This window comes from Chlorobiota bacterium (assembly GCA_016710285.1).
Taxonomy (GTDB): domain Bacteria; phylum Bacteroidota; class Ignavibacteria; order OLB7; family OLB7; genus OLB7.
In genome coordinates, this window is the sequence record JADJXR010000001.1 from 750,133 (window position 1) to 777,078 (window position 26,946).

Here is a 26,946-nt window from a genome sequence, read left to right on the forward strand (position 1 = left end):
TACCAACTCGCCCCCTCCCCGCCTCCCCCAATGCTGGGGGAGGGGCTGGCAGAGGATGACTTGGGATTCAGTGAGAAAACGATCAACAGCACCGACCCATTTCCCCCCAGCATTGGGGGGACGCTTCGTCGCTTGCGGCGAAGCAGGGGAGCGAGGGTTACGGCAACATCTACCTGGCATCTTCCGCCGCAGCGGAAACGTCTTGTGTAATCCCCCATGCTCCCCTTCGTGTATATTGGGCGGCGGATAGCGTGGCGGTGCTTAGCTCACACTATTCCGAACATTCATTTATCATCAATTGGAGTTTCCGAATGTCCGAAGCGGTTACGCCGCGCAGCCAAGATTACGCGGCATGGTACATCGAGGTGATTCAACGCGCACAGCTTGTTGATTATGGTCCGGTGAAAGGGACCATGGTGATCAAGCCATACGGCTACGCATTGTGGGAGCATATCCGCGACCAACTGGACCGACGTTTCAAAGCCACCGGCCACCAGAACGCTTACTTCCCGATGTTCATCCCCTACTCCTTCATCCAGAAGGAAGCCGAACACGTTGAGGGATTTTCGCCAGAGCTTGCGCTGGTGACGCACGCCGGCGGGAAGGAGTTGGAGGAACCATTGGTGGTCCGCCCAACCAGCGAGACGATCATCAACTTCATGTTTGAGAAGTGGGTGAAATCGTACCGTGATCTCCCATTGCTGATTAACCAATGGGCGAACGTGGTCCGCTGGGAACTGCGCCCGCGCCCGTTCCTGCGCACCACCGAATTTTTATGGCAGGAAGGCCACACCGCCCACGCCACGCCCGAGGAAGCCGAAGAAGAAACGCTGCGGATGCTGGATGTGTATGTTGACTTCGTGTATAACGAGGCCGCAATCCCCGTGGTGCAAGGGCGGAAGTCCGATAACGAGAAGTTTGCCGGGGCCGTGCGCACCTACACCATCGAGGCGATGATGGGGGATGGCAAAGCATTGCAAGCCGGAACCAGCCACAACCTGGGCCAGAATTTCTCCAAAGCCTTCGGGACCCGATTTTTAACGCAGGAGGGGACGCTGGAACACCCGTGGCAGACCTCGTGGGGGGTCAGCACCCGCATGGTTGGCGGGGTGATTATGACCCACGGCGACGACAAAGGGCTGGTGCTTCCGCCACGGCTTGCCCCGGTGCAGGCAATCATCATCCCAATCTGGAAAAATGATGGCGAGAAAGCCGCGGTGAAGGAGATGGTGGGCCGCGTTGAGCAGGCATTGCTTGACGCAGGGGTGCGCGCAAAAGCGGACCTGAGCGAGCAAGAGACCGCTGGCTGGAAGTTCAACGAGTACGAGATGCGGGGCGTTCCGCTGCGGATTGAGATTGGGCCGAAGGATGTTGAGAAAAACGCCGTGGTGTTCGCCCGCCGCGACCGCCCCGGGAAGGAAGGGAAGCAGTTCGGAATTCCTGCCGACGACGTTGGGCGGGTGGCAACCGAATGGCTGGCCGACATCCAAGCATCGCTGCTGCAACGCGCCATTCAATTCCGCGATGCCAATATCATTGATGTCTCCACGAAGGAGGAGTTCGCGGGCGTGATTGCCAACGGCCAGTGGGCGCGCGCATGGTGGGCCGGAACCGGAGCCGATGAACGGCAGCTGAAGGATGAAACCGGCGCAACGCTCCGCTGCTTCCCAATGGACCAGCCGGGCGGGACCGGGCGCTGCTTCCTTACCGGTGCCGAAGCCACCGAAGTGGCAGTGTTCGCGAAGTCGTACTAACGCGCCAAAGCAAAACAGCGTGATTGAAGACCGCGATAGCGGCAACAACAACACGGCAATACAACCTCTGCTCATGCTGAACTCCATTTCTGAACCGACCGAAGGAGACAGCATGAGCGGAGGTATTTTTTAACTCTCTGAGGCCGGACTGCTATGCGACCATCTTTACCCCTTTCCAACAACGAATTCCTTGTGTTTACCGCGTGAACTCTTTTGCCCTACGCCAGATATTCACTCTTCCGCTCGCCCTATATCAATCACAGGGGGCGCACACTTTCAGATTTTTCCAAGCATGAAATTAAAACTTGACCTTCACGACATCTTCAACAAAGGGCGCGACATTGACCGCGCGCTGAACGACATCATTCGCGAGGCGGTGGAGAAAAAGGCTCCACTGGTTGAGATTATCCCGGGCAAGGGGTCGGGGCAATTAAAAAAACACGTGCTGCGGTTTCTTGAACAGAAGGAGATCAAAGCCCTGTATCACCGCATCGAAAAGGATAGCAAAAATTTTGGGCGAGTGTTTATTCACTTTCGCTGGAAGTAAGCTGCGCTGGAAATACGCTGGCAGCATTATTGTTTGGCTCTTCTCCTGTATGTTCGCGCATCTTCCACATGATATTCTGCGGAGCAACCATGCTGCAACCAGCCAAGCCATTGCCTTTCCCTGAACCAGCCGCCCCCGCAAAGCCAAAACGAAGCTCGCGCGCGTTTGGCTGCGGGTTTATGGTGGTGATGTTTTTGGGCCTGCTTACCGTGGGCTTAATCGGTGCTGAAGTCGGGATGAACAACCTTCTGCAAGGAATGATTCTTGCCATGCTTCCGGCACCGATCTACATCTCCATCGCGCTTTGGCTGGACCGTTTCGAGTCGGAGCCGACACGGCTGCTGGTCTATGCGTTCCTGTGGGGAGCAACCGGCGCGGTGTTCATCAGCTACGTGCTGAACACGCTGTTTGGGAGCGTGGTTGCCGCAACGCTCTCGGCCGATGATGCCAACCAACTGATGGCCACAATCTCGGCACCGATTGTTGAGGAGCTGGCAAAGGGGTTGGCGTTGTTCGCGCTGTTCTTTTGGCGGCGCGATGAGTTCGATAACATCACCGACGGCATCGTCTATGCGGCAATGGTGGCACTGGGGTTTGCCATGGTGGAAAATTTCCTGTACTACGGCCGGGCGTTAAGCGAAGGGGGCGAAGCTGCCGCGCAAACCTTTGTGCTGCGTGGCATGATTGCCCCGTTCAGCCACCCCTTGTTCACGGTGATGACCGGGATTGGGCTTGGATGGGCGCGGCAGTCCGGGAAAAAATCGCTGCGGTGGATTGGCCCACTGCTGGGTCTGTCAGCCGCAATTTTTCTTCATGCCCTCTGGAATCTATCCGCGTCAACCAATGGCGAGGTCTTCCTTGGAGTCTATGTTGTGGTGATGATGCCGGCGTTTTTCGGCGTGGGAATCGTCGTTTATTTCTCGCTGAAGCGGGAGGGGGATATCATCCGCCAGCACCTTGCCGGGGATTTCCACCAGGGGTTGCTCACCGAAGAAGAATATCAATCGTTGAACCGCTCGATGAAGCGGATGCGCCGCAGCTGGCGCGCACTGCTGCGCGGCGGCCACCGCTCATGGCTGGCCTGCCGACGCTTCCACCAAACCGCCAGCGAACTGGCCTTCCACCGCTGGCGAATTGAACGGGATGGAACCGAACCAAACGAGCAATCGCGGCAGATCGAACATGGGCACATGGCGCAAATGCAGACGCTGCGCCAGCAGATTCGGCAGTGAGGTTCTTCCCCAACTTCCTTCCCCACAACCTCACCCTTCCCCGCACCGCCAACGGTGGCGGGTCGCAAAAAAACTCACGCGCAGGAAGCCGCTAGCCAAGCCGCTTCCCGCGCGTGATTGCTCAGGAGAAGAGAATGTCTTCCGGTGGCACGCGCCCGCCCGTGGGCTGCGTGCGCCCCGTTACCGCACCACCATGAACCGTCCCGATCCTATCGTCCGGTTGTCGCTATCAATCACCCGCAGGAAGTAGTTTCCGTTGGTGATATTCTCAAGCGGAACCATGTCGAACCGTTGGCCGTTTTCGATGCGGATTTCCGAGGAGCGGTAGATCACCCGCCCGTTGGCATCCACCACTGCAACGGCAATCGTGGCTCCGTTCATCCGTGGTGCCTGGACCGTGAACCACAGCTCGCCATCGCCCCGCCGAACCACGTTCGACTCCAGCTCCACCTGGGCCGTTGCTGGCGTGTTGCGGCGCTCGGCAAGGGTCGGCTCGTAGGAAGGGGCAACGCTGCGGAGTGTGCCGCCAACCGTGCGGAATGCTGCGGCATCCTGCGCGAAGTTTGCACCCGGCGCAACCAACCCACCAACCCACTCAGGAGCCTGCGGCGCGGCATCATCGTGTCCGGTGATCGCGTCAACCCACTGCTCGGCAGATGCCGTGGTCTCGAAGTAGCTGTAGATTGCCCCGCGTGCCAGCACCAGCGGTTGCTCGGCATCGTCGTCGTTCGGAACAATCACGTACATGGCCAGCGGGTGGCCGTTCGCCACGCGCAGATTCTTCCCACCAACGCTAATCCCTGCGGCAATCGGCATTCCCTGCGGTTGCAGCGATGCGTCGGTGAAGGTCTCGTAGGCGGCAATCCGTTCCGGCATTGTGGCCACCAGCTCCTGCTGCGCGGCGGTCAGTGGTTGGTCCGCCAGCCGAAGCGCGGCGATTCTCATCATCGCTGCCGAGGTGTTCTCGATGTCGCGCAGTTTGTTGGCCAGTTGCGTGCCAAGCAAATCGCCGAACCGCCCTTCCACCAAGCCGCTCCGCAGGTAGCGAGCCATGGATGCAATCCGCCCCCAGGTCCGCGGCTGAAGCTCGACGTATCCCCGCTCCGTGCTGGCCTTCTGCGCCGTGGTGATTGCTTGCCGCGCTGCAACGGCGGTGCTGGCCGGAAGCAGTGTGGAGGTGTGCTGGAAATCGCTCCATCCCCCCAACGCACTTAGGCGCAACCGCGTGCGGTAGGCATCGGTCCGCATGAACCGGGGGAATCCTTCGCCGAACTCACCCCCATCCACGTACGATTGCAGCGTGTAGAGCGTGACCCAGCTTACATCTTGGGTCCAATGCTCGGGAGCGCGGCGCAGGAACATCCCCGCAAAACTGTTTTCCTCCCCGGCCAATCCCGCCACCAGCGCGGTTCCGAACTCACCCAGCTTCCCTTGTGCAACCAGCGCGCCATGGACCGATTGCGGCCCGGGAAGGAAGTGAAACTGATACGCCCGCCCCTGCAATTGGGTTGGTGCCTGCTCGGCAAAGTATTCGGCAAACTGGCGGACTTCGGCATCGGTGCCGGTTCCGGCGGACCCAAAGCCGTAGCTGCCGTAGAATCCGCGCAAGGCCCCACCCACCATCTGGGGTGTGACATCATGGTCGGCACGCCCGCGGAAGAACGCCAGCAGGTCCGAAAGGTCGTTGAAGCTGGCGGCGGATCCACTTTCTTGCAGCACCTCCAACGTGCGGGAAGCAATCATCACCATCCGAACCTGCAGCAGGTCCGCCTCGGGGCCGATCTCTATCCCGATAGTGCTTAGCCACGCAACCGCACGGAAGTACCGCGCCGATTCGGCATCAAGCTGCTGCTGTGCGGGAAGGAAATTGGAAGGATTGACCCGCACGCCGGGAATAATCGGCGACTGAGCCGGGCCGCTTCCTTGCTCAATCTGCTCGGCCTGCTCCTGGACCATGCTTGCCACGCGAGGGTCGGGGGAGAAGTTAGGGTCCAGCAAGCGGCTTGCGGTCTGTGCCCATGCAAGTGTGCGGCGGGTTGCTTCGTAGGCCGGGGTGTTGCGGGCGCGGTCCAGTTGGCCGGCCATCGCTGCCGAAAACCGTGACATCAGATCACGCAGTGAGGGCAGAAGGTAGTGGCGCTGGATGCGCAGTTCAGCTTCGTTGATTGCCACGCGCAGCCCATGCAGCACCGCATCGGTGGTGATAAACGCGGGGACCCCATCGGCCTGGGCGTAGAGTTGGGCAAAGGTTCCCGCGGCCTCGGGGCGCACCAGCACGTTGGTACGGCGCAGCAGTGCGCGCTCGGCCTGGGTGAAATCCTGGTCCCACTGAAGCTGATCGGGAGTTTGAACGTTGGTGAATTCTCCGGTAATGGCCGGTTCCTTCCGCCCAAGCTCGGCGCGGAAGGTGGGTGGTTGATACGGGGAGTAGATACCGAATGGCGTGGTAATCGGCGCGGCGATCGTCTCGGCAATGGCTGGTTGCTGGGCGATTGCGGTGGATGCGGTAGCGGCTGCGATAAGAATGCCGGCAAAGGCTGCAACCGCAAGAAACTGCTTCTTGTTCATCGTCTCGTTCTCCTTGAGCTGTTGGATTCGACTGAGTACGGCGAAGCAGTTACTAATGGGGACTCCTGGTGTTCTGTGTGTTTTGCTGATGCCCGTCTGGGCCGGTTGCTTGCTGCGTTGATTCACGAACATCTCTTTCAAGAATTGTGCCATGGTCTCTGGGTGCATGTCAAAGTGCCGAACATCACTGTAGCCTGTCCATACCGGTAGCCGAAGGTCTTTAGCCTTCGGCTACTATCCCCCTGTAGACTCGGCAGGCTAAAGACCTGTTATCAATCCCGACGGAGGTCGGGGTCGCTACCATGCATTGCCGTGGTCTCCCCGCTCATGCTGCTTCACCAGAGTTGCAAGGCCGGCAGACAGAGGGTTGCGGAAAAAGTCAAACCGCAGAAGCGTGATGTTGCAGAATTGCACATCCGCCGCCGCCACAATTCTCCAAAGAATGCTTCTGCGGCTCCGTAACGTTTGCGCATCTTGCGCGAAAGGAACACCATGAGATTTTGCACACGATACTACGCCATCATCGCACTGCTGGCAACGATTGCCGCTTGCAAGGAACCATCGCTGGGGCAGGGTGAGGCCGAGGAAGGGAAGATTCCGCAAGATGCGGTTGTGGAGATTCTGACCGAAGGGGGGAAACTCTATTGGGGAATTAGCGCGATGCGGGGAACGGAAACCACAACCCTGAACGGCGTGCAAATGGCACTGCTTGACCCATCGAAAATCCCCTCGATGAAGGCATTGCGCCAGCAGCTTTCCGGCGTATTCACCAACCACGCCATTGACTCGCTGATTGTTGATTTAGGGATAAAAGAATCGGCAGGAAAGTTGTGGATACCGGCAGCGGACCCGGGCGACGTAAGCGTTTATGAGGATGCCGACGTTACCCAATCGGTCGAGCGTGGCGATACGGTGCTGGTGACCGTGGATGTCCCGCTTGGCGACTCCGGCCAAAGCGACTTGCGCGGGGTTCGGTTGGTCCGCGTTGGCAACGACTGGCGCATTGACAACAACCCCTTCACCGACGTGGAAACAGCCGACGACGAACCGAGCGATTAAAGAAAGCCACCCCGCTTTCCCCCTGCTCCATCGCATCATTCACCCTCTATCCTCCACCTCACTCATCCTCCATTTTCCGCACCACCACAATGGTGATGTCGTCGTGTTGCTGGGCACCGGCCACGAACTGGTTCAGGTCGGCAAGCAATTGCTGGCGAATGGCGTGCGCGCTGGAAAGGGAACGCCCCGCACCAAGCAAGGAGTCGCACAGGCGTTGATCCCCGAACTGCTCGCCGGCGGCGTTCTCGGCCTCGGTGAATCCGTCGGAAGTAATCAACGCCACATCGCCCGCTTCCATTCGGAACAGCATCGGTTGCAGTGCGTTCCCCAACGCCGCGCCGTGCGCCAACCCCAGGGCCATTCCCGCCGGGCGAAGCTCCTCCACACTCCCTTTCCCCCGCCGGAACAGCAGCAGTGGATTATGCCCGGCGCGGAAGAAGGTGCAGTTGTCGTCGAAGTCAATATCCAACAGCGCGGCGGTGATAAAATTGCGGCGGTGCAAGCGGACCCGCAGCGTGTCGTTTAGCCCAATGAACAGATCGGCGGGGTTGCTGACGTGGATGGAAAGCGCCTGGGTCATCCCCTGGAATTTGGCCATCACCAACGCTGCCGGAATTCCCTTGCCGGCGGCATCGGCCACAATAATCCCCTTGCTTCCGTTGGCAAACGAAAGGAAGTCATAATAATCCCCCCCAATCTCCACCGCCGGAATCATGGTTGCGCTGATGTCGAACCCGGCAATGCGGGCCTCGTTATCGGGCAGAAGGCTTAGCTGCACGCTGCGTGCGGCTTGGAACTCGGTGGTCAGCAGTTCCTCCTGTTCCTCCAATTCCTCCTGCTTTGCCGAGCGGACAAAGGCGATCACCAGCCCGATAGCAACCGCCACCACGCTGTTCCCCGTAAACACTGGCAGAAGCGTCGCCACCGAGGGGTTTGCCGCCAACGGCTCCAGGGTGATATATCCGAACTGCTGAATCAGCCACGCCAGCCCAATGCCGATCCCCGACCCAAGAAGGCCGCTTGCCAGCCAGACGATCGGGATCACAAACAACCGCAGCCCCATCATCATGGTGCTGCGGAACCGCGCAACGTAAAGCGTAGCAAGGTGGGCGATGCAAGTGATCGGGACCGAGAAGATGATGACAATCACCGCAAACTTCCTCACGATGGCGGCCTCCGGCAGCACGCCAGCATTGATCCAGTTCATCACCATGAAAAACACCATGAACCCGGTGGGAATCAGCAGCAGGAGTTTCCACAACGGGACTTCACTGCCCCGCTTGTCTGGGCGGCGCAGAAGCGATTGGCGGCGGGTTGGTTGTTGGCGTATCATTCGGAAGGGGTGGCAAGTTCGGGGAAAAAGGGCTGAAGTTGCAAGCACTCTTTTGGGCGAAGCCCTCACAAGCAACAAAAAATGCCAAACAGCAACGGGCGCAAAGCTGAAGTTGCTTCGCGCCCGTTCCACAGAAGGGTTTGCTATCTGGCCGCCGCACGCGGCCGTTATGGTGGTTACTTCGGCAATGATTTCGCCGCGTTGTCAACCAAGATTTTCAGCTTCGTTGGGGTCAGTGCGGACCATACCAGCGGCCCCATCAGGTGAGTCCATTTCGTTTCTTCATCGAACGTTTTCACGTCGTTGACGGCAACCGGTTGGCCGTTCACGCACTTCGTCCCTTTGGTGGTGACCGTCACGGTTCGTGTCCATTGCCCATAGAGGTTGAACTCGTAGTTGAATAACTGCGCTGCCTCTTGGATAATCAGCGTGTAGTTGCCCCAGTTTCCACCAATCGCCGTTGATAGCTGCGCCGAAGTTGACTGGATTTCCAGAGTGTCGAAAGCTGAGTTGAAGCGCAAGAACCCAAGTCCCGAAAATTTCCACGGAGTTTTGGTGACTTTCGTGGTGAGGTTCTCGCTGCATGGGACCTTCGTGCCTCCCGGGTGCGTTGTCACCGGTTGCCGACCTTGCGCCACCCCCTGCTGGCTGGCGACAAAGGTGAGCAGGGCCACTGCGGCGATAAGGTTGCGGAAGAACGATGCTGTTGAAGTCGTAGTCATGGTTTGTTTGCCTGTATTGTGTGTTGTTAATCGTGTTGCTTCTGTTCGATTTCCCTTCCCACAAGAATCAATTCCCACATCGAACATGTGCAAAACTACAGGCAAGCAAGGGCCAGGGTGAAACGGACTTTTTTGGTTTGTGATGAACGTGAACTATTGGTGGCAAACCGGCTGTTTATCCCCCCTTTCCCCCCGCTGCAATGGCCACAGGCGTGGCGGCTTACGTTGGTTCCCCTGTTGGTTCTTCCGTTGGTTCCTCCGTCGGCTCCCCTTCTTCGGCCTGGCTCCATTTTCTTTTTTTGCTTCCCTCGTACAGTTCGTACTCCAGCAATCGGCAGTCAATGGTGGTGTTGAACATTGGGATGCGGCGGCTGGGGCGAAGGCCAACACGCTTTGCAAGATCAAGGTTGCCGGTGAAGACGTATCCGCGATAGCCCGCGCACTGTTGTTTGAAGAAATCGCCGATCCCCTGATACACCCCCTGAAGCTGGCGCTCATCCCCCAATCGTTCGCCATACTCTGGGTTCATCACCACCACCCCACCCCCTTCCGCCACCGGCGTTTGGCGGAAATCGCAGACCCGGAACTCAATTAGGTGGTCCACCCCGGCGGTGGCGGCGTTTTTCTGGGCGGCCTCAATCGCCTGGGGGGCAATGTCGGTGGCGATGATCTTGCCGGGGAACGTCTTCCGCGCCGCTTGCTTGGCTTGGGCACGCATCGTTTTCCAGGCCTCGGCCTCTTGGTCGGTGCAGCACAGGTGCATGAACGCGAAGTTGCTCCGGAGCAATCCGGGGGCTTTGCCAAGCGCGATCAAAGCGGCCTCGATTGCCAGGGTTCCGCTGCCGCACATCGGGTTGATGAAATTCCCTTCGCCGCTCCATCCGGTTGCCATTGCCACCGCCGCCGCCAGCGATTCCTGCATTGGCGCGCGCCACGGAATCCGGCGGTAGCCGCGCCGAATCAAGGGCTGGCCGCTGGTATCCAGATAGACCGAGCAGGCATCATCCTGCCAATGGAGGAACACCACGGCTTGGCTGGTGTCGGGTCCGGAATCGGGGCGGCGACCCCAGACGTGGTGAAGCCGGTCGCAGAAGGCATCTTTCAGCCGCACGTTCGCAAACCGCGAGTCGCGGATTGTGGGATTGCTGACCGACGAGACCACGCTCACGTAGCCATCAACATCAATCCATTCCTCCCAGGGGATTTCCAGGGCCTGGCGGTACATCTCATCGGCGTTCGGGGCGGCGAAGGATTTCAGAAGATAGAGCACCCGGTGGCCCGTGCGGATCCACAGGTTCAGCCGCATCGCGTCGGTAAGGTCCCCTTCGGTAAGCACGCCGGTCACGTGCTCGGCCACCACCGGATAGCCCAATGCGGCGACCTCCTTCGCCAGGAAGGAGGTCAGCCGTTTGGGTGCGGTAATCAGGATTGGAGTTGCTTGGTCCGGCGTGCTCAATCGGGATTGCTCGATTAGGGGTTGCTCAGTCAGATATTGCTCAATCAACGATTACTCAATCGTGACCTTGTTCATCACCACTGGCGTGGCGGGGCGGTCGTTGTAATCGGTTTGGGTGGTGGCGATTGCGTCCACCACATCCAGCCCCTCGGTAACGCGGCCAAAAATCGCATAGTTGGGGGGCAACGGATAGTCAACGTGCATGATGAAAAACTGCGACCCGTTGGTGTTCGGCCCGGCGTTGGCCATCGCCACCGTTCCTTTGCGATAGCCGATCCGATAGACCTCGGAGTTGCGATCAATCTCATCATCAAACCGCCCGCCCCATGCCGATTCTCCACCCCGCCCGGTTCCGGTGGGGTCCCCTCCCTGAATCATAAATCCGGAGATAACGCGGTGGAAGATCACGCCGTCGTAGTAGCCACGCCCGGCAAGGGTTGCAAAATTTTCGGTGGTTTTTGGGGCATCCTGCTCCAGCAATTCGAAGCGGATGGTTCCCATTGTGGTCTCGATAACCGCAGTGCGGTTGGTGTTTGGTGTGTCTGGCATGGTTGTTCAGTTAAAATTGGGAACCCAAACATCGGAAAAATGTCCCGCGTGGAATGTATCAAAGCGGGGTGGCGATTGCCGGCCATTCCTCCCATGGTTATCCCATAGTTTTCCGCTTGTTCAGGTATTCGGCCAACGCTTTGTCGAACGGGGTGGCGGTGTCCATCAGCACGTAGTCAATGCCATGCTCGCGGCACTCACGTTTCAGATGCTCGGTGAAGTCGGTCATGGCCTGGGCGTAGGCAGCGCGGATTTGGTACGGCTGGGTCACCATCTCCTCCCCCGTTTCCATGTCGCGGAAGGTAGCATCGTTCCCAAAGTTGAAGGTCCGTTCCAGCGGGTCCAGCAGTTGCATCGCCACAACTTCGTTCCGCTTGTGGCGGAAGTGTTTCAGTGCGGAGATCACCTGGGCCGGTTCGTCAAAAAAATCGCTGATGACAATCACCAACCCACGCCGCCGTATCCGCTCGGCCATCAGGTGAAGCGACCGTGCGGTCCCGGTTCCGCCGGCGGTGCGGGCGTTGGCAAGGGTGCGTAAAATTTCCTGCAAGTAGCTCCCGCGTGAGCTTGCCGGAAGGTAGTTCCGAAGCTCCGTATCGTACACCCCCACCCCCGCAGCATCGCGTTGGCGAATCATCAGCAGCGCAAGCGCGGCGGCAAGGGAGGTGGCGTAGCTGAACTTTGTGGGATTTCCTTCCGAGGCATACCCCATCGAGGCCGAAGCATCCACAACCACGTAGCCTTTCAGGTTCGTTTCTTCCTCATACTGCTTGATGTAGTAGCGGTCGGTGCGGCCATAGACTTTCCAATCAATCGCGCGGATTTCATCGCCGGGCATATACTGGCGATGCTCGGCAAACTCCACCGAGAACCCATGATAGGGGCTGCGGTGCAACCCGGTGATGAAGCCCTCAACCACCAATCGCGCCCGCAACTCCAGGGATTCGATTCGGGAAAGGACATCAGGGCGAAGGAATGAGCGAAGGTCCGGCATGATGGATAGATGCTTGGATAGGTTGACGCGCCAAAATATCGAGAACGTGCGTCTTGCCGCACTCCATTGTTGCAATCACCCGAAAGCCCCTTCCGCAAGAATCCCCTCGGCCTTCTTGACATCCTGGGCGTAGGTGATTTTCAGGTTCGTTAGCTCGCCATCAACGGTCTGGACCTGGTGGCCAAGCATCTCCACCAGCAAGGAATCATCGGTTCCAACAATGCCCTGCTGCTTGGCGTGGGAATACGCCGAAAGGAGAAGCTGGCGGCGGAACCCTTGCGGGGTTTGGGCGGTGCGGAGTTCGCCGCGAGGAATGGTGGCCACGATTGCCCCGCAGCTGTCCACCCGTTTCACTGTTTCGGGGATGGGGAGCACCGGAATTGCGGCCCCGTGCGCAGCGGCAGCGGCGGCCACCCGCTGGATCAGCCCGGGCGAAACGCACGGGCGCGCAGCGTCGTGAACAAGGATAAGATCGGGCACTGTCCGCAGCCCTTGCAAGGCGTTGGCGATGGAGTCCTGGCGCTGATCCCCGCCGGCAACGTACGTCAGGTTTGCAATCCCAGCCCCGCATTCTTCCGCCACCGCTTGCCACGCCGGATTGACCGCCACAACAACCTCAACACACCCCTCCAACCGGCTGAACGCACGGATGCTATGCCACAACACCGGCTTCCCCAGAAGCGGCAGATATTGCTTCGGGGTTTCCCCCCCAACGCGGGAACCGCTGCCAGCGGCTGGCAAAATCACAGCGAACGAAAGGGAGAGGGACGGCAAGAGATGCGTGTGATAAGAATGATGGTGGGGAAAAACAAGAAGGCTACCGATGCTCAGCCAACCATACACTTGAGCTGCGTGGCAAGCCCCATTGCTTGCTTAATCAAGATTGCCTGAATCAAGGCTACTCAATCGTTGCAGCCAACCGGAGCACGGGGTCCGATTGGCTGGCGGAGTTATCGGAACAGCTCTTTAATCATCCCCCACGAGCGGCGGACGCTGGAGACTTCTTGGGAGATGGTGACGGTGGAGGAGTAGGATTCGGTCCCAACGCCAACGGCTTTAACGCGGTAGCTCAGCGACTTGGCGGCATCGGGTTTCAGGAAGGCGGTGCGGTCGTTATACACGTAATTATTGCTGCCGCCGCGAGCGTCCACGCGGGCGATTTTGCGGTACTGGCTGGTTTCTTCGCTTTTCCGTTCGATGTCGAAGCTGTAGATGCCGGACTCGGTTCCGGTGCGCCATTCCACCACCACTTGCTCACTTTGCGCCGTGGCACGGACGTAGCTGAAGATTCCGGCACTCCACGCCAGCACCATGCCCGGCATCACAATCCCGACCATCAAGAACATCAAGGTTTTGGAGGCTGTTCGCATACGGTTATTCGATGAGCAATCCATAAACAGTTCAGCGTGTTGGCCACAAAGGTAGGCCATGTGAAGTTGCAATGCAAGGGGGGAATTGCGGGAAGCGTGTTTCCGCGTTGCTTGCCGCCACGCACCGTTTACGCAACGGCAGGATACTCCACCTGTTGGGCTGGCACGCCCCCTTTGTTTTCCTGATGTTGCCGCAGCAGTTGTTGGTAGTAAGCCTTCGCGGTTTCATACTCCTGCCGCACAAGCTCCACAAGATCACTCCCCGTGGTTTTTGCTGCCAACCAAAGGCCAAAGCGGGTGACCTCCTGCATCGCAGATTCGTAGGGGTCCAGCCGCAGCATGGCAAGCTCCTTCTGGGTTTGCACAAAAATCGCTTGAAGCTCCTGCCCGTCCCGCATCCGCAGCAATCGGCGGAAGCAGGAAAGGGCAATGCGGTGGAACTGGGTTTGGTTTGGCTGGGCAGTGAAATAACGATACGCCGACCGCAGCAGATGCTCAATCAACTCAACATTTCCTAACTCATAGTGGATCATCAGGTTGAACAGCCGTGCGTTCTCCCACGCAAGCCGGCGAAGCTCCGGCGGTGGCGACATCAGCACGCGGTTATTGTACTCCAGGGCCTGGCGGTACTGGCCTGCCCCAAAGTAGGCCTCGGCTAACGCCAAGTGGCAGGCGTGGATTAGCTCATCCGACAAATGATCGCCGTAATCCCCAATCCCCCGATTGATCTGGGGGGCAAGCAGTGTTGCTTGGTGGAACTCCCCCATCCGGTTCAGCAACCGGAGCCGGTGCAGGCAGGTGGTAAGGAAAAGGTAGGTCCGAAGATGCACCCCCACTGGCCGCGTTTCGGCGCAGATCACCTCGGTGGCGTTCCGCATTTTTTCGATGGTTAGCTCCAGTCCCTCGGCATCGTGCAACATCCGCTGGCTGGCGGCAAGGTTATGAAGCACCATGATGTAGGACCCCGCCCGTTCGCGGCACCACGCGGGGTTCCGCTCGAAGGTCTCCACTAATTGGGAAATCGCCCGGTGCGCCGCCATCAAATCTTGTTGGCCGATGGAGTAAAGGAAATCGCCCAACAGGCTCCAATGTTGGACGGTTAGGGAGTTCGGAGCCGCCTTGCTGGCTTCGGCAATCTGTTCCATCCAATGGCCTGCTTCGGCCTGTTGGGCTTGGGTTCGGGGCGCGTCATCGGGAAGCGCAAGCCGGATACGGAACAACGCCTCTTCGGCCATCAACGCGGCGCGCTGCTGGTCAATCGCGTCGTACAGCTCGGCAAAATTTTTCGTGACCCCCTCCCTGGTGCGGAGCATCCCATCGTCAACCTTCCCTTCCCAGTAAAGTGCCTCGATCAGCACCAGCTGCAAGCCATGTTCGCGTGCCAGCAGAAGGACCTTCTGCACCAATTTTGCGGATTGGGATGTTAGCCCTTTTTCAAACAGAATGGCGATGGATTTCAGCAGATCCTTTGCTTCGGCATTGGCGTTGTAGCTGGCGTAGCAAACGCGCAGGCTTTTTAGGATGAGATTGTACAGATATCCCTTCGCCACATTGAACTGCCGCACAAACCGCTCGGTTTGGAACTGCTCCTTCAAGGCGTGCTCATCATATTCCTCCATCTGCTCGATAGCATCGAACAACCGCAGGTAGTTTTTCTCCCCTTTTTGCAGCGAAGCGGTCAGCCGGAAGTGCCGCTTCTCCCCTTTGGTCAGCGATTTAATCAGTTGGAAAAGGTCATCGGAAGGCTTCATGCAAGATTGGATACACGTGACGGGCGCAGCAACAAAGACCTTCAGGAAGGGGAAGATGTTTCAGCGATGGTGGAAGAATGGCGCAGATTGCTGGTCGGGAGCGGTGGCTACAACGCGGGAAGAAACTTTTGTGGTGAAAGAAGCAGATGGAGACTTCCTGTTTCCTGCCAGCGCTGATTGTTATTCAAGGCTTGGGGGCGGGGCGGGGGGAACGATTCCCAATCTTAGTGGTTTCCCTTCTTGTTCCTGTCTTGCAGGCCGTACATTCGGTAGTCAACGGCGATGCAGCGGTCGCTTATCACTTCTATGCCGGCTTCTTCGGCGCGGCGTTCGGCTTCGGGGTTGACCACCCCCAGTTGAAACCAGATGGAGCTTGCGCCGGCGGCTATTGCGTCGTCCACCACGCGCATCAGGTAGCGGGGATTGCGGAAGACGTTGACAATATCCACTTGCTCAGGAATGCTTTGAACGTCGGGGTAGCTGGGGATGCCAAGCGCGGATTCGATGGTGGGATTTACCGGGTAGATGGTGTAGCCTTGCAACTTCATGTAGGCGGCAATCCGATAGCTGTCGCGCCATGCTTGGTCGCTAAGACCAACCACAGCAATCACTCGCGATTGTTCCAAAATCTCTTTGGGTGTCCGCATTGCCGAAGAAGAATGCCTGTAGGAAATCACACCTTCTGAACCCTCCGAATATACTCCCCCACCCTTGCGCAACTTTGCTGAATTGATGCAACAAAACGTTGGAAGCCATAGCGATGCAACGCCGAACCGAAAGGAATGCGATCCGCCAAACTCCGGTCCGAAGCCGTTGCTGATTTTGTACTTTGATGGCACGCTTGCAACCACTGAAATACCCAACAACAGCCTTGCAGAAATCAGATTATGCTTACTTCAATCCATCTTGCCCCCCTTGCCAATCATCCTGAGGTCCTGCCGGAACTACGCCAATGGTTTGAATCGGAATGGCCAGAGTATTACGGCAAGGAAGGGCCGGGAAATGCCGAGGCCGATCTTATCGCCTTTTCCGGAATAGGGCGGCTGCCCGTTGGCATTGTGGCGTTCCACCACGGGGAACCTTGCGGCGTAGCTGCGCTGAAAGCCGAATCCATCTCTTCCCACCGCCACCTCTCCCCCTGGGCCGCCGCAGGATTGGTGAAAGCATCGAAGCGAGGAGAAGGGATTGGTGCGCGGTTGCTGCAACGGCTGGAAGAGGAAGCAGGACGATTAGGATTCACCCACCTGTACTGCGGCACAGCAACAGCCGAATCGTTGCTGCTGCGGAATGGTTGGACGTTGATTGAAAGGATCCAACATGAGGGAGAGCCGTTAGGGATTTATCAAAAACCGGTATCTCCTTTTCCCACAACATGATCCGTTGTGCGTGCCGCTACCTATCGGGCGGGCAAGCTCCCTTCTAAAAAAAAGCACCGCGCACAAGGAAGGGCCTTATCAACCTTGTGCGCAGTGCTTTGTTGTGCGGCAAAAAACCTTCAGCGGCTCCCTGCCGATTTTTTTCTTTCCCGTTCGGCTCAGTTGAAAATGTTGAACGAGCGGCTGTAGCTCAGCGTTGTGCTGAACTCCGTAAATCCAACGGAGCCGGGCATCGTGTTCCCGTTGTTCGTCACGTTGACGCTCATGGTGAGGTTGTCCTCCTTCGTCAGTTGGTAGGTGCTGCCGATGTTCAGGCCGATGGTGCTGCTTGCCCCCTCAACGCCGGCCACCGATGAGATGGAGTAACTCAGCGTCCCGTTCAGGCTCAGTTTGTCGTCCTCTAGCAGGGTCATTGCGCCGTTGGCCGAGGCACTGATGGTGTTGGTGGAGGCAAGCCCGGCTTCGGTGTTGGCATACACCAGCGATCCCCCCACATTGGTTTTGCTTTTCAGGAACGCCACGCTGTAGCTGGCAGCGGCGGTGATTGAGCGGTTATCGGTTAAGGCGCTGGTGAAGGCGTTCTGGTCGCTGTATTCCTGGTACGCTGTCGAAAGCGCGATCGTCTGGCTTAGCTCTTCGCTCTGCATTGTCACCCGCGGGGTCAGCGCCGCGCTTTGCATGATGTTCCGCGCGCGGATGCTGTCGCTGATGGGTGCGCGGCCCGCTTTCTGGTTGGTGGAGTAGTTGCTGTAGCTGGCATCAACCCCCCAATCCTTCTCGTTGAACCCGGCGTTGAAGGACCCGATCACCCGCTCGGTTTGCGCCAGCTTGTTCCCCAACACGTTATCGCTTTGCAAACCGATCGAGCCGCTAAGCCGCAACGAGCTGTTCAGCAACGTAAGGCTTGGAGCAATGGTCCAGTTGGAAATGTCGGTGGTGAAGCTGTAGGCTCCAAGCGTTGCGTAATCTGGCTCAACATACTCGTATCCAACCCGCACGCCGTAGTTATCCCCGGTCCAGGAAGCCCCTATCCGCCCCGCCATCTTGAAAGAAGTGGAAACCCGCGGCTGGTAGATGCTGGCTAAAAAATCTGGGATGCTGCTGGCCGAATCTATCTGCACCGTGGCGGCGCGCAGGTTGCTGGTGTACAGGCTTGCGCCCCCTTCGGCTTCAATCGCAATGCTGTTGGTGATGCCAAACCGCATCGTTGCGCCAAGTGCCGAGTTCTCCGCCGCGGCATCCCCTTTCACCGGGGCCTTCCGCAAGGAGTTGGTGTCGTCGGCGGCGTGAAGGTAGCTGGCTTCAAAGAAGGTGCGCTCCCCGCCAAACCCCAACTTGAACGCGTAGCCGTTCCGCTGGTAGCTGGGGATCGTCCCCGTCGCAAGCGTATCCTCCTCAATCGCCTCCTTGAACCGCCCCACCATTGCCGCGCTCCGGACCGGACCGGCATTGAACTCCATCCCCGCCCCAAAAAATGTTGTCCCCGACATGGTGTACCGCGAAAAACTCATCGAGCGGTAGCCAAGATGCGTCCGCAGGGATTTGTAGCTGGGTGAGATTCCGAACTGGTTGAACGGCTGGGTGTAGCTTTTGCTCTGGCTGGAAAAGATGAACGAGAAGGGGAGCTGAACCCCGTACAATGCCGGTGTCAGCGATCCGCCCAGGGTCCAGCTAACGGGGTCCTGGCGGCGTGGCGCGCCGCTGATGGTGCTGGCGGTCAGCTGCGCGTTCACCGAACCGCCCAGGGTGAACGGCTTCTGTTGGTCAATCGTTGAAAGTTCCTGGCCAAACGCTGCCGTTGCGGCAAGAAGTGTCCAGATCGAAAGGGAAAGTACCAAGCGGTTCATGTTGCTCACCATTCAGTTTGAATTGCGGAGTTGCCCCTACGCCATTCAAAGTACTTGCCCGATGCCAAGATTTGTGGCCGATGATGCCAAGATTGAGGAATGGTGAAATTTTTTCTGCGGAAAGAACTCCATCACGTGCTGAAAACCACCCCTTTCTTCCAATCCATCACCTTCCCTTCCCTTTTTTTTCACACCCCGCACGACGGGCAGAACTCCGCCACCGGGCAGACCCCGCACTTCGGGCGGCGCGCAACGCAGACGGCGCGCCCATGCTCGGCAATCAGGTGGCTGAACCGCACCCATTGCTCGGCAGCAAGGACCTGCATCAACTGCCGTTCAATGATTTCTGGGTCCTCCGAATCCGCCAGCCGCAGCAGGTTGCCAATCCGTTTGACGTGGGTATCCACCACCACGCCAGGGGTGTTGAAGCAGTGGCCCAACAGCACGTTCGCCGTTTTGCGCCCAACCCCGGGAAGCCGCAGCAATTCCTCCATCGTCCCGGGGACCTCCCCGCCGAACTGCTCGATCAACACGCCGCAAGCGTTGCGGATGGAGCGGGCTTTGTTGCGGTAAAACCCTGTGCTGAAAATGGCTTGCTCAATCGCTTCAATCGGCGCGTCCAGGAATGCTTGCGGCGTGGGGAATTGCCGGAACAACCCGGGCGTAACCATGTTCACCCGCGCATCGGTGCATTGCGCCGAAAGAATGGTGGCGATTAACAGCTGGAACGGCGTCTGGAACTGCAACGCAATCTCGGAACCCGGGTACGCAGCCTCAAGGATTTGGACGATTGTGGCGGCACGTTCCCGTTTTTTCTGAAGCGATTCGGCAGGCATAGCATGTGGGTAGTTGGGCGCGCCACAACGGCACGCGGTGGCGCGTTTTTACGTTTGGTCGGAAGTCAGCCATTGGTCATGGATGGGGGAGCGGTAGGTGGACATCTGCTCCAGCATATCCCCAATTTCCTGGGCAACAATCAGCAAGGCGCGATGCTCACCACGCAGGAATCCTTCGGCAACGGCGGAGTCAAGGAATTGCAGGAATCCGTCGAAATATCCATCAACGTTCAGCAGTGCGCAAGGCTTGTGGTGGATTCCAATCTGCGCCCACGTCAAGATTTCGCACAGCTCATCCAACGTCCCGAAACCGCCAGGCAAGGCAATGAACCCATCGGAAAGCTCGGCCATCAGTGACTTCCGCTGGTGCATGGTTTGGACAATCCGCAAATCGGTAATGGCCGTGTGGCCCAGTTCTTTTGCGAACAGCGCGTGCGGAATCACCCCCACAACTTCCCCTCCGCCGGCCAACGCCGCATCGGCCAGAACCCCCATCAACCCAACGTTTCCGCCGCCATACACCACGCCAATCCCCCGCCCAGCAAGCTGCTGGCCCAAGGTTCGCGCTGCGTCGGCATATCGAGGGTGGTGGCCGTGGCTGGAACCACAAAAAACACAAAGGCGCATGGGCAGAATTGATTGAAGGTTTGCGGGCAACGTCACGGCCTGGCGGGAAGGCTTTGATCCCTGTTGCCCACCGCCACGCCGGGCGCGAATCTACCATCTAGCCAGAAACTGTCACGTTCTCCCTGCCGATCTTTGTGCTATTTGCTGGCCCATGTGAACAACCTATGCCGATTCCCTCCCTTCCAATCGAACCGGTTCTTCCCGAACTCTGCGTGGCACTAAGCCAGCATCCCAATGTTGTGCTTCAGGCCCCGCCCGGCGCGGGGAAAACCACCTGTGTGCCACTTGCGCTGCTTGGCCAAGAATGGCTTCGGGATAAAAAAATTGCCATGCTGGAACCGCGCCGGATTGCCGCACGCGCCGCCGCGCGCCGCATGGCCGGGCTGCTTGGCCAGCAGGTTGGCCAAACCGTTGGCTACCGCACCCGAATGGACACCGCCATTGGCCCAACAACCCGCATTGAGGTCCTTACCGAAGGGGTGCTGGCGCGGATGCTGCAATCGGACCCGGCGTTGGAGCAGTTCGGCGTGGTGATTTTTGATGAGTTCCACGAGCGAAGCATCCATGCCGATCTGGGGCTGGTGCTGGCGTTGCAGTCGCAAAGCCTGCTTCGCGCCGATCTGCGCCTTCTTGTCATGTCCGCCACGCTTGATGGCCAGCCGGTATCGCAGTTGCTGGGCAACGCCCCAATCATCACCAGCCACGGGCGCAGCTTCCCGGTGGAGACAATCTATCTGGAGAAGCGAACGGAGGAACGGCTGGAGCGAACCGTGGCCGCTGGCGTTTCGCGGGCGTTGCGCCAGTGCCAGGGCGATCTTCTTGTCTTCCTTCCCGGCGTGGCCGAAATCCAGCGGGTTGAAGAAGTTCTGCGGGGAAGCAATCTTCCTGGAAACATTGCCATTGCCCCGCTGCATGGCAGCCTTCCGCAGGACCAGCAGGACCGCGCAATCCAACCCTCCCCACACGGCCAGCGGAAAGTGGTGCTTTCCACCTCCATCGCCGAAACCAGCTTGACGATTGAAGGGGTCCGCGCCGTTGTTGACAGCGGGCTGATGCGTGTGCCGCGATTCTCACCACGCAACGGGATGTCCCGGCTGGAAACCATCACCGTGACCCGCGCCGCTGCGGACCAACGGCGTGGGCGTGCCGGACGGCTTGGCCCCGGGCATTGCTTCCGCCTTTGGACCCTTGCCGACGATGCCACGCTTCTTCCCCACACAACGCCAGAAATTTTGGAGGCCGACCTTCTTCCGCTGGCGTTGGAGCTTGCCGAATGGGGCGTGCGCCACCCCGAAGAACTTCAGTGGCTGGATTCCCCTCCTGCGGCGGCATTCGCCCAATCGCGCGGGTTGCTGGCCCAGCTTGGCGCGATTGCCCCGAACGGCGAGATAACGCCACACGGCAAAAGCATGGCGCGACTGCCGCTGCACCCACGATTGGCCCAGATGGTGCTGAAAGCGAAGGAGCGGGGATGGGGCGGAACCGCCTGTTTGCTGGCCGCGCTGCTCTCGGAACGGGACGTGATGCAGGGGAACCGCAGTGCCGACGTACGATTGCGGCTGGAAGCGGTGCAACGGGGGGCGAACGGCGGCGAGCGTGGCACGATCGGCACCATCCGCACCGCAGCCCGGACGTTGCGGCGGAGCTTGGGAATCAGCGATCAGGAAGCGGTGGAGGTGGATGCCTGCGGGCCCCTTCTCAGCATCGCTTTCCCCGACCGAATCGGGGCGCGGCGTGCCGGAACCGAAGGGCGGTTTCTGCTCCGCAACGGCAACGCGGCGCGGCTGGACCCGAACGATCCCCTTGCCCGCGCCGATTTTCTTGTTGCCACCGAGCTGGACGGGCGGCGAAGCGAAAGCCGGATATTCCTTGCAGCCCCGTTGCTGTTGGCCGACATCGAAGATCAGTTTGGCGAGCAGATTCAGGAGGAAGAAGTGGTGGAATGGGACGCGGGGACCGAATCGGTCAGGGCCATGCGGCGAACCCGGCTTGGGGGGATCACGCTTCGCGAGCAACCGCTTGCCAATCCATCACCCCAACATCTTGCGTTGGCACTGGCCGGCGCGATTGCTGCCGAAGAACTGCGCCCGCTGCCGTGGTCCCGCCAGTCGCGCCAGTTGCAGCAGCGGCTGGCGTTCCTTCGGCAATTCGATCCTGCGCTCCCCGATTGTTCCGATGCCACGCTGCAAGCCACGGTTGGGGAATGGTTAGCCCCGCATCTGCACGGGTTCAAGCGGCTGAGTGAGGTAGGGAAATTGGATATGGAGAAGGTGCTGCTGGGGATGATCCCGTGGGAAATCCAGCGGCAATTGGAGCTGGACGCGCCAACGCATCTATCCGTCCCAAGCGGATCGCGGATTCCGATTGACTACTCCAACCCAGCGGACCCGGTTTTGGCGGTGCGATTGCAGGAGATGTTCGGCTGCGCCGAAACGCCGCGCATTGTCCGGGGGCGGGTTCCGCTAACGGTGCATCTGCTTTCGCCGGCCAATCGCCCCGTCCAAGTCACTCGGGACCTTGCCGGTTTTTGGCACAGCAGCTACTTCGACGTTCGCCGCGACCTGCGCGGACGCTACCCCAAACACCACTGGCCCGAAAACCCAATGGAAGCCGAGCCAACAAGAAGAGCAAAGCGGAAAGGGGAATAGGAAGTGCAGCATTGCGCCAGAGGGTGGAAGCGGTAGCCGAAGGTCTTTAGCCTTCGGCATCATCTGCCTTTAGCCTTCGGCGTCATCTGCCTTTATCACTCCGCAGGCTAAAGACCTGTTATCAATCCCGATTCATCGGGCTGCCTACCAACCCGCCAGCGCAGCAAGCCCCCTCCCCGCCTCCCCCAATTCTGGAGGAGGGGCTGGCCGCAGTGGCGGGTGAGATTGAGAGAGGAAGGGATCAATCGCAGAACCTATTCCTCCCCCCGGGCACCACGCCAACCGGACCCGTCTGCTTTGCTATCTTGCGGCCCAACATCGAATGCCGGACAATGCATTCAACGAACACGTGACCGACAACCATACCATGCAGAACTACGAAACCTTGTTGATTGAGCGGAAGCCCCAGGGCTATGCCGTAATCACGCTGAACCGCCCCGATAAACTGAACGCCTTGAACATCAAGCTGCTGCAGGAGTTGCACAACGCGCTTGCCGAGCTTACCCGCGACGAGCCGATGCGGGGCATTATCATCACCGGGTCCGGCGCGAAGGCGTTTGCCGCCGGGGCCGACATCGCCGAGCTGAACCAACTGGATGGCTACACCGGGCAGGAGTACAGCATCCGTGGCCAAAAAGTCTTCAACATCATCGAGCGGATGGACCGCCCGGTGATTGCTGCGGTGAACGGGTTTGCGCTGGGGGGTGGGTGCGAACTTGCAATGGCCTGCCACATCCGGCTGGCAAGCGAAAAAGCAAAGTTTGGGCAGCCAGAAGTGAACTTAGGGATCATCCCGGGATTTGGCGGAACGCAACGGCTGGCGCGGTTAATCGGCCCGGCGCGGGCAATCGAGTACAACCTAACGGGGGACATGATTGATGCCGCAACCGCCGAAAAAATTGGGCTGGTCAACCACGTTTACGCTGCCGACGAGCTGATGCCAAAGGCGGAAGAGATGATGCTGAAAATCCTGTCGAAAGGGCCGCAAGCGGTGCAATCCACATTGGAAGCCACACGCCGCGCAACCGATCTAACAATTGACGAAGGCCTTGCCCTGGAAGCCAAACTGTTTGGCGAATGCTGCGACACCGGAGATTTCAAAGAAGGAACCGGAGCGTTTCTGGAGAAACGGCCAGCGAAATTCATGGGGCACTAAGCCGCCAGAGCAAAGCATTGGAACCGCATCCCCCAAGCTGCAACTACCACCAGGCTTGGGGGTTACGGGATAGCTCAAAAACGGAATCCGTCAATTCAACTTCAGCAACCATGCAACATGCTATTCTTTGCGCCCTGATTGCCATTCTCTGCACCGCCTGCGCCAACGGGCAGCAATATGGGCCCGCCGTGGCGTTCCCCGCGCTCACCTTCCAAAACCCTGTTGAAATGCTCAATGCCGGCGATGGTTCCAACAGGCTGTTCGTCATCGAAAAATCTGGAATTGTTCGGGTGTTCCCCAACGATAACGAGGTGGCAAAAGCTGATACGTTCCTGAATATCAAAAGCAGGGTCAATTCTTCGAAAAGTGAGCTTGGATTGCTTGGCATTGCCTTCCACCCCAACTACAAAGACAATGGATATTTTTATGTGAATTACACCACCGGCACGGTGAATTCAGACCTGAGAACGGTGATTGCCCGCTACACGGCGAACCCCGCAAACCCCAACCGCAGCGATGCCGCAACGGAGCAGATTTTGCTGCAGGTTTATCAGCCATATGAAAACCACAATGCCGGCAAATTGGCATTTGGCCCCGACGGCTATCTCTATATTTCCCTAGGCGACGGAGGGAGCGGCGGCGACCCCAGAAATCGGGCGCAAAATCTTGACTCCCTTCTTGGGAAAATGCTCCGCATTGACGTGAACAACACCGCGAACGGGAAAAATTATGCTATTCCTTCCGACAACCCTCTTGTTGGAAATCAGAATGGAAATCCAGAAGAAATATGGGCATGGGGATTGCGGAACGTCTGGAAATTCTGCTTTGACCCCGAGACAGGTTGGCTATGGGCTGCCGATGTTGGACAGAATCAATACGAAGAAATAGATATTCTGGAAAAAGGAAGGAATTATGGTTGGAAAATCATGGAAGCGAAGCATTGTTTTTCTTCAGCAAATTGCGACACTACAGGATTAACCCAACCGATCTGGGAATATCCACATAGCCAGGGGAGTTCCATTACTGGCGGCTACGTTTACCGTGGCACAGAATCCCCAGCATTAGTTGGGAAATACCTTTATGGTGATTATGTGACCGGGCGAATTTGGGCTTTGGAGTATGATGGAGAATCTGCGCCAATTAATTCTTTGTTATTCCAAACAAAGCAGTACACACTTTCCTCGTTTGGAATTGATGAAAACAATGAACTCTATTTTTTAACCTATAACGAAGGCAAGATTTACCGAATCCGCCAGCTGCCCAGCGATGCTCCCGATAATTCCACAGATCAAGGGAATTTTCTGCTCCATTCACCCAAGCCCAACCCGGCAACCGGGCGCGTTATCATCCCTTTCCTGCTGGGCCACGACGCTTCCGTTACCATCTCACTGTTCGACCCCATCGGGCGTGAGGTGTTGCAGCTTTTCAGCGGTGCACGCTCCGCCGGATACCACGAAATCGCCTTCGATGCCAGCACAATTCCACCAGGGACCTACTTCTGCCGGCTGAGCGATGGAACACGCATCGAAACTGAAAACTTGTTACTCCTCCCGCAGTGACAATTGATGGTTTGTTGGTACTTATAGCGGTGTGGCACCACAGGAAACATCACCGTGCCGCACCGCATACTGCCATTGCACGCACACTGCTCCGACGTGATGAAAATCCTGCTTATTCACTCCTTCTCCTCCCTCCTTATTTTTTTCTGCGCTTCCACTGCTTTCGCGCAGCGGTACGAACCAATACAAGCACTTTCCGACAGCCTGACATTTCAAGCTCCGGTGGAAATAACCAGCGCACGTGACGGAAGCAACCGATTATTTGTTCTGGAACAACAAGGGATTGTTCGGGTGTTTGCCAACACCCCCACCGCAACATCTGCCGACACGTTTATTGATATCAGAAAAAAAATCATTGTGGGGAGCGAGCTTGGCTTGCTTGGCATTGCGTTCCACCCCAACTACAAAAACAACGGATATTTTTATTTAAGCTACACCGCAAAAAATCCACTGCGTAGCGTGATTGCCCGGTACTCCGTAAGCAGCACCAATCCCAACGTGGCCGACACCGCAAGCGAGGAAATTATTTTGCAGGTTGACCAGCCATACAACAATAATAAAGCGGGGAAAATAGGGTTCGGGCCGGATGGCTATCTCTACATTTCTTTGGGAGATGGAGGTAAAACCGGAGACCCGGAAAATCGCGCTCAAAATTTATCCCTGCTCCTTGGGAAAGTTCTTCGTATTGACGTAAACAACGCCGCAAACGGAAAGAATTATTCTATCCCCCCCGACAATCCATTGATCGGCAATAAGCAAGGGTATGCGGAAGAAATCTGGGCGTGCGGTTTTCGTAATCCGTGGAGGTTCAGTTTCGATCCGCAAACCAACCGATTATGGCTTGGGGATGTTGGGCTGTACACGTGGGAGGAAATCAACATTGTGGAAAAAGGGAAGAATTATGGCTGGAATATTATGGAGGGGAAGCACTGCGCCAGCTTTTCTCCGAACTGCGATACGGCAGGGCTTGCGCAGCCGATTTGGGAATATCCACGCGACGAAGGGCGCACAGTTATCGGCGGCTATGTTTATCGTGGCAGCCAACTGCCTGAGTTAGTTGGCAAGTATATTTTTGGCGATTACACCAGCGGCCGCGTCTGGGCGTTGGATTATGCTGAAGATTCTGCGCCGGTTACTTCTCTTCTCTTCCAAAAAACGCTCTCCCTTACCGCGTTTGGGCTTGATGAAAACAATGAATTGCTGATGCTATCCTACAACGGGCGTATATACCGGATCCGCCAGCTGCCCAGCGATGCTCCCGGTAATTCCACAGATCAAGGAAATTTCCTACTCCATTCGCCCAAGCCCAACCCGGCAACCGGGCGCGTTATCATCCCTTTCCTGCTGAGCCACGACGCTTCCGTTACCATCTCACTGTTCGACCCCATCGGGCGTGAGGTGTTGCAGCTTTTCAGCGGTGCACGCTCCGCCGGGTACCACGAAATCGCCTTCGATGCCAGCACAATTCCACCAGGAACCTACTTCTGCCGGCTGAGCGGTGGCAAGCAGCCGCAAACACGCACCCTCATTATTGAGTAACTCCCATTGAGTATCCCCGGCCC

At 58.0% G+C, this 26,946-nt stretch carries 22 protein-coding genes; 9 read left to right on the plus strand and 13 right to left on the minus strand.

The window, feature by feature from the left end; translation table 11 throughout:
* Positions 1-311: 311 nt before the first annotated feature.
* From IPM61_02705 to IPM61_02715, 3 genes are all read left to right on the plus strand, one after another.
* Complete coding sequence (locus IPM61_02705; protein MBK8910215.1) at positions 312-1,754, plus strand: proline--tRNA ligase; 1,443 nt, start codon at positions 312-314, stop codon at positions 1,752-1,754.
* 292 nt (positions 1,755-2,046) lie between these two features.
* Entirely contained in the window at positions 2,047-2,301 is a 255-nt protein-coding gene (locus IPM61_02710) for a Smr/MutS family protein (GenBank protein ID MBK8910216.1), read from the plus strand.
* 89 nt (positions 2,302-2,390) lie between these two features.
* Positions 2,391-3,533 (plus strand): PrsW family intramembrane metalloprotease, encoded by a 1,143-nt coding sequence (locus tag IPM61_02715; GenBank protein ID MBK8910217.1) that lies wholly within the window; start codon positions 2,391-2,393, stop codon positions 3,531-3,533.
* Positions 3,534-3,713: 180 nt separating this feature from the next.
* Here IPM61_02715 and IPM61_02720 read toward each other — a convergent pair whose 3' ends face one another.
* Positions 3,714-6,101 carry a DUF3160 domain-containing protein gene (locus tag IPM61_02720; protein ID MBK8910218.1) on the minus strand — a complete coding sequence of 796 codons (2,388 nt, stop codon included), beginning with the start codon at positions 6,099-6,101 and terminating at the stop codon, positions 3,714-3,716.
* A gap of 492 nt (positions 6,102-6,593) precedes the next feature.
* On the opposite strand from IPM61_02720, the gene IPM61_02725 reads away from it, so the two are divergent.
* A complete protein-coding gene (locus tag IPM61_02725; GenBank protein MBK8910219.1) occupies positions 6,594-7,160 on the plus strand; it encodes a hypothetical protein in 567 nt (188 codons plus the stop codon).
* A gap of 58 nt (positions 7,161-7,218) precedes the next feature.
* On the opposite strand, the gene IPM61_02730 is transcribed toward IPM61_02725, so the two are convergent.
* From IPM61_02730 to IPM61_02770, 9 genes are all read right to left on the minus strand, one after another.
* Entirely contained in the window at positions 7,219-8,493 is a 1,275-nt protein-coding gene (locus IPM61_02730) for a PP2C family protein-serine/threonine phosphatase (protein ID MBK8910220.1), read from the minus strand.
* Positions 8,494-8,669: 176 nt separating this feature from the next.
* The gene (locus IPM61_02735; protein ID MBK8910221.1) at positions 8,670-9,215 is read right to left on the minus strand and encodes a hypothetical protein; all 546 of its coding nucleotides are present in this window, start codon (positions 9,213-9,215) and stop codon (positions 8,670-8,672) included.
* A 220-nt stretch (positions 9,216-9,435) separates the two neighbouring features.
* Positions 9,436-10,671 (minus strand): class I SAM-dependent RNA methyltransferase, encoded by a 1,236-nt coding sequence (locus IPM61_02740; GenBank protein MBK8910222.1) that lies wholly within the window; start codon positions 10,669-10,671, stop codon positions 9,436-9,438.
* A 51-nt stretch (positions 10,672-10,722) separates the two neighbouring features.
* Complete coding sequence (locus tag IPM61_02745) at positions 10,723-11,220, minus strand: peptidylprolyl isomerase (GenBank protein ID MBK8910223.1); 498 nt, start codon at positions 11,218-11,220, stop codon at positions 10,723-10,725.
* 97 nt (positions 11,221-11,317) lie between these two features.
* The gene (locus IPM61_02750) at positions 11,318-12,214 is read right to left on the minus strand and encodes a DUF58 domain-containing protein (GenBank protein MBK8910224.1); all 897 of its coding nucleotides are present in this window, start codon (positions 12,212-12,214) and stop codon (positions 11,318-11,320) included.
* Between the two features lie 75 nt (positions 12,215-12,289).
* Complete coding sequence (gene ispD / locus IPM61_02755) at positions 12,290-12,988, minus strand: 2-C-methyl-D-erythritol 4-phosphate cytidylyltransferase (protein ID MBK8910225.1); 699 nt, start codon at positions 12,986-12,988, stop codon at positions 12,290-12,292.
* Between the two features lie 176 nt (positions 12,989-13,164).
* A complete protein-coding gene (locus IPM61_02760; GenBank protein MBK8910226.1) occupies positions 13,165-13,584 on the minus strand; it encodes a hypothetical protein in 420 nt (139 codons plus the stop codon).
* Positions 13,585-13,712: 128 nt separating this feature from the next.
* Positions 13,713-15,335, minus strand: coding sequence for a hypothetical protein (locus tag IPM61_02765; protein ID MBK8910227.1), 1,623 nt, complete (start codon positions 15,333-15,335; stop codon positions 13,713-13,715).
* Between the two features lie 224 nt (positions 15,336-15,559).
* Positions 15,560-15,982: a CoA-binding protein gene (locus IPM61_02770; GenBank protein MBK8910228.1), complete on the minus strand. Its 423-nt coding sequence runs from the start codon at positions 15,980-15,982 to the stop codon at positions 15,560-15,562.
* Between the two features lie 240 nt (positions 15,983-16,222).
* Between IPM61_02770 and IPM61_02775 the strand changes: the two genes are divergently transcribed.
* Positions 16,223-16,711, plus strand: coding sequence for a GNAT family N-acetyltransferase (locus tag IPM61_02775; GenBank protein MBK8910229.1), 489 nt, complete (start codon positions 16,223-16,225; stop codon positions 16,709-16,711).
* A 158-nt stretch (positions 16,712-16,869) separates the two neighbouring features.
* Here IPM61_02775 and IPM61_02780 read toward each other — a convergent pair whose 3' ends face one another.
* The 3 genes from IPM61_02780 to IPM61_02790 form a co-directional block, all read right to left on the minus strand.
* Entirely contained in the window at positions 16,870-18,558 is a 1,689-nt protein-coding gene (locus tag IPM61_02780) for a hypothetical protein (protein ID MBK8910230.1), read from the minus strand.
* 188 nt (positions 18,559-18,746) lie between these two features.
* Positions 18,747-19,394: an endonuclease III gene (nth, locus tag IPM61_02785; GenBank protein MBK8910231.1), complete on the minus strand. Its 648-nt coding sequence runs from the start codon at positions 19,392-19,394 to the stop codon at positions 18,747-18,749.
* A 48-nt stretch (positions 19,395-19,442) separates the two neighbouring features.
* Positions 19,443-20,021, minus strand: coding sequence for a TIGR00730 family Rossman fold protein (locus IPM61_02790; protein MBK8910232.1), 579 nt, complete (start codon positions 20,019-20,021; stop codon positions 19,443-19,445).
* Between the two features lie 170 nt (positions 20,022-20,191).
* Between IPM61_02790 and hrpB the strand changes: the two genes are divergently transcribed.
* From hrpB to IPM61_02810, 4 genes are all read left to right on the plus strand, one after another.
* Entirely contained in the window at positions 20,192-22,669 is a 2,478-nt protein-coding gene (gene hrpB, locus IPM61_02795; protein MBK8910233.1) for an ATP-dependent helicase HrpB, read from the plus strand.
* Between the two features lie 367 nt (positions 22,670-23,036).
* Entirely contained in the window at positions 23,037-23,825 is a 789-nt protein-coding gene (locus tag IPM61_02800; protein ID MBK8910234.1) for an enoyl-CoA hydratase/isomerase family protein, read from the plus strand.
* Between the two features lie 110 nt (positions 23,826-23,935).
* Entirely contained in the window at positions 23,936-25,384 is a 1,449-nt protein-coding gene (locus IPM61_02805) for a PQQ-dependent sugar dehydrogenase (GenBank protein MBK8910235.1), read from the plus strand.
* Between the two features lie 54 nt (positions 25,385-25,438).
* Positions 25,439-26,923 carry a PQQ-dependent sugar dehydrogenase gene (locus IPM61_02810; protein MBK8910236.1) on the plus strand — a complete coding sequence of 495 codons (1,485 nt, stop codon included), beginning with the start codon at positions 25,439-25,441 and terminating at the stop codon, positions 26,921-26,923.
* The last annotated feature ends 23 nt before the right edge of the window (positions 26,924-26,946 follow it).

Bases quoted from the DNA above. Each gene is read 5' to 3' on its own strand.
- IPM61_02705 (MBK8910215.1), top strand. From the start codon at position 312: ATGTCCGAAGCGGTTACGCCGCGCAGCCAAGATTACGCGGCATGGTAC.
- IPM61_02710 (MBK8910216.1), top strand. From the start codon at position 2,047: ATGAAATTAAAACTTGACCTTCACGACATCTTCAACAAAGGGCGCGAC.
- IPM61_02715 (MBK8910217.1), top strand. From the start codon at position 2,391: ATGCTGCAACCAGCCAAGCCATTGCCTTTCCCTGAACCAGCCGCCCCC.
- IPM61_02720 (MBK8910218.1), bottom strand. From the start codon at position 6,101: ATGAACAAGAAGCAGTTTCTTGCGGTTGCAGCCTTTGCCGGCATTCTT.
- IPM61_02725 (MBK8910219.1), top strand. From the start codon at position 6,594: ATGAGATTTTGCACACGATACTACGCCATCATCGCACTGCTGGCAACG.
- IPM61_02730 (MBK8910220.1), bottom strand. From the start codon at position 8,493: ATGATACGCCAACAACCAACCCGCCGCCAATCGCTTCTGCGCCGCCCA.
- IPM61_02735 (MBK8910221.1), bottom strand. From the start codon at position 9,215: ATGACTACGACTTCAACAGCATCGTTCTTCCGCAACCTTATCGCCGCA.
- IPM61_02745 (MBK8910223.1), bottom strand. From the start codon at position 11,220: ATGCCAGACACACCAAACACCAACCGCACTGCGGTTATCGAGACCACA.
- IPM61_02750 (MBK8910224.1), bottom strand. From the start codon at position 12,214: ATGCCGGACCTTCGCTCATTCCTTCGCCCTGATGTCCTTTCCCGAATC.
- IPM61_02760 (MBK8910226.1), bottom strand. From the start codon at position 13,584: ATGCGAACAGCCTCCAAAACCTTGATGTTCTTGATGGTCGGGATTGTG.
- IPM61_02765 (MBK8910227.1), bottom strand. From the start codon at position 15,335: ATGAAGCCTTCCGATGACCTTTTCCAACTGATTAAATCGCTGACCAAA.
- IPM61_02770 (MBK8910228.1), bottom strand. From the start codon at position 15,982: ATGCGGACACCCAAAGAGATTTTGGAACAATCGCGAGTGATTGCTGTG.
- IPM61_02775 (MBK8910229.1), top strand. From the start codon at position 16,223: ATGCTTACTTCAATCCATCTTGCCCCCCTTGCCAATCATCCTGAGGTC.
- IPM61_02780 (MBK8910230.1), bottom strand. From the start codon at position 18,558: ATGAACCGCTTGGTACTTTCCCTTTCGATCTGGACACTTCTTGCCGCA.
- nth (MBK8910231.1), bottom strand. From the start codon at position 19,394: ATGCCTGCCGAATCGCTTCAGAAAAAACGGGAACGTGCCGCCACAATC.
- IPM61_02790 (MBK8910232.1), bottom strand. From the start codon at position 20,021: ATGCGCCTTTGTGTTTTTTGTGGTTCCAGCCACGGCCACCACCCTCGA.
- IPM61_02800 (MBK8910234.1), top strand. From the start codon at position 23,037: ATGCAGAACTACGAAACCTTGTTGATTGAGCGGAAGCCCCAGGGCTAT.
- IPM61_02805 (MBK8910235.1), top strand. From the start codon at position 23,936: ATGCAACATGCTATTCTTTGCGCCCTGATTGCCATTCTCTGCACCGCC.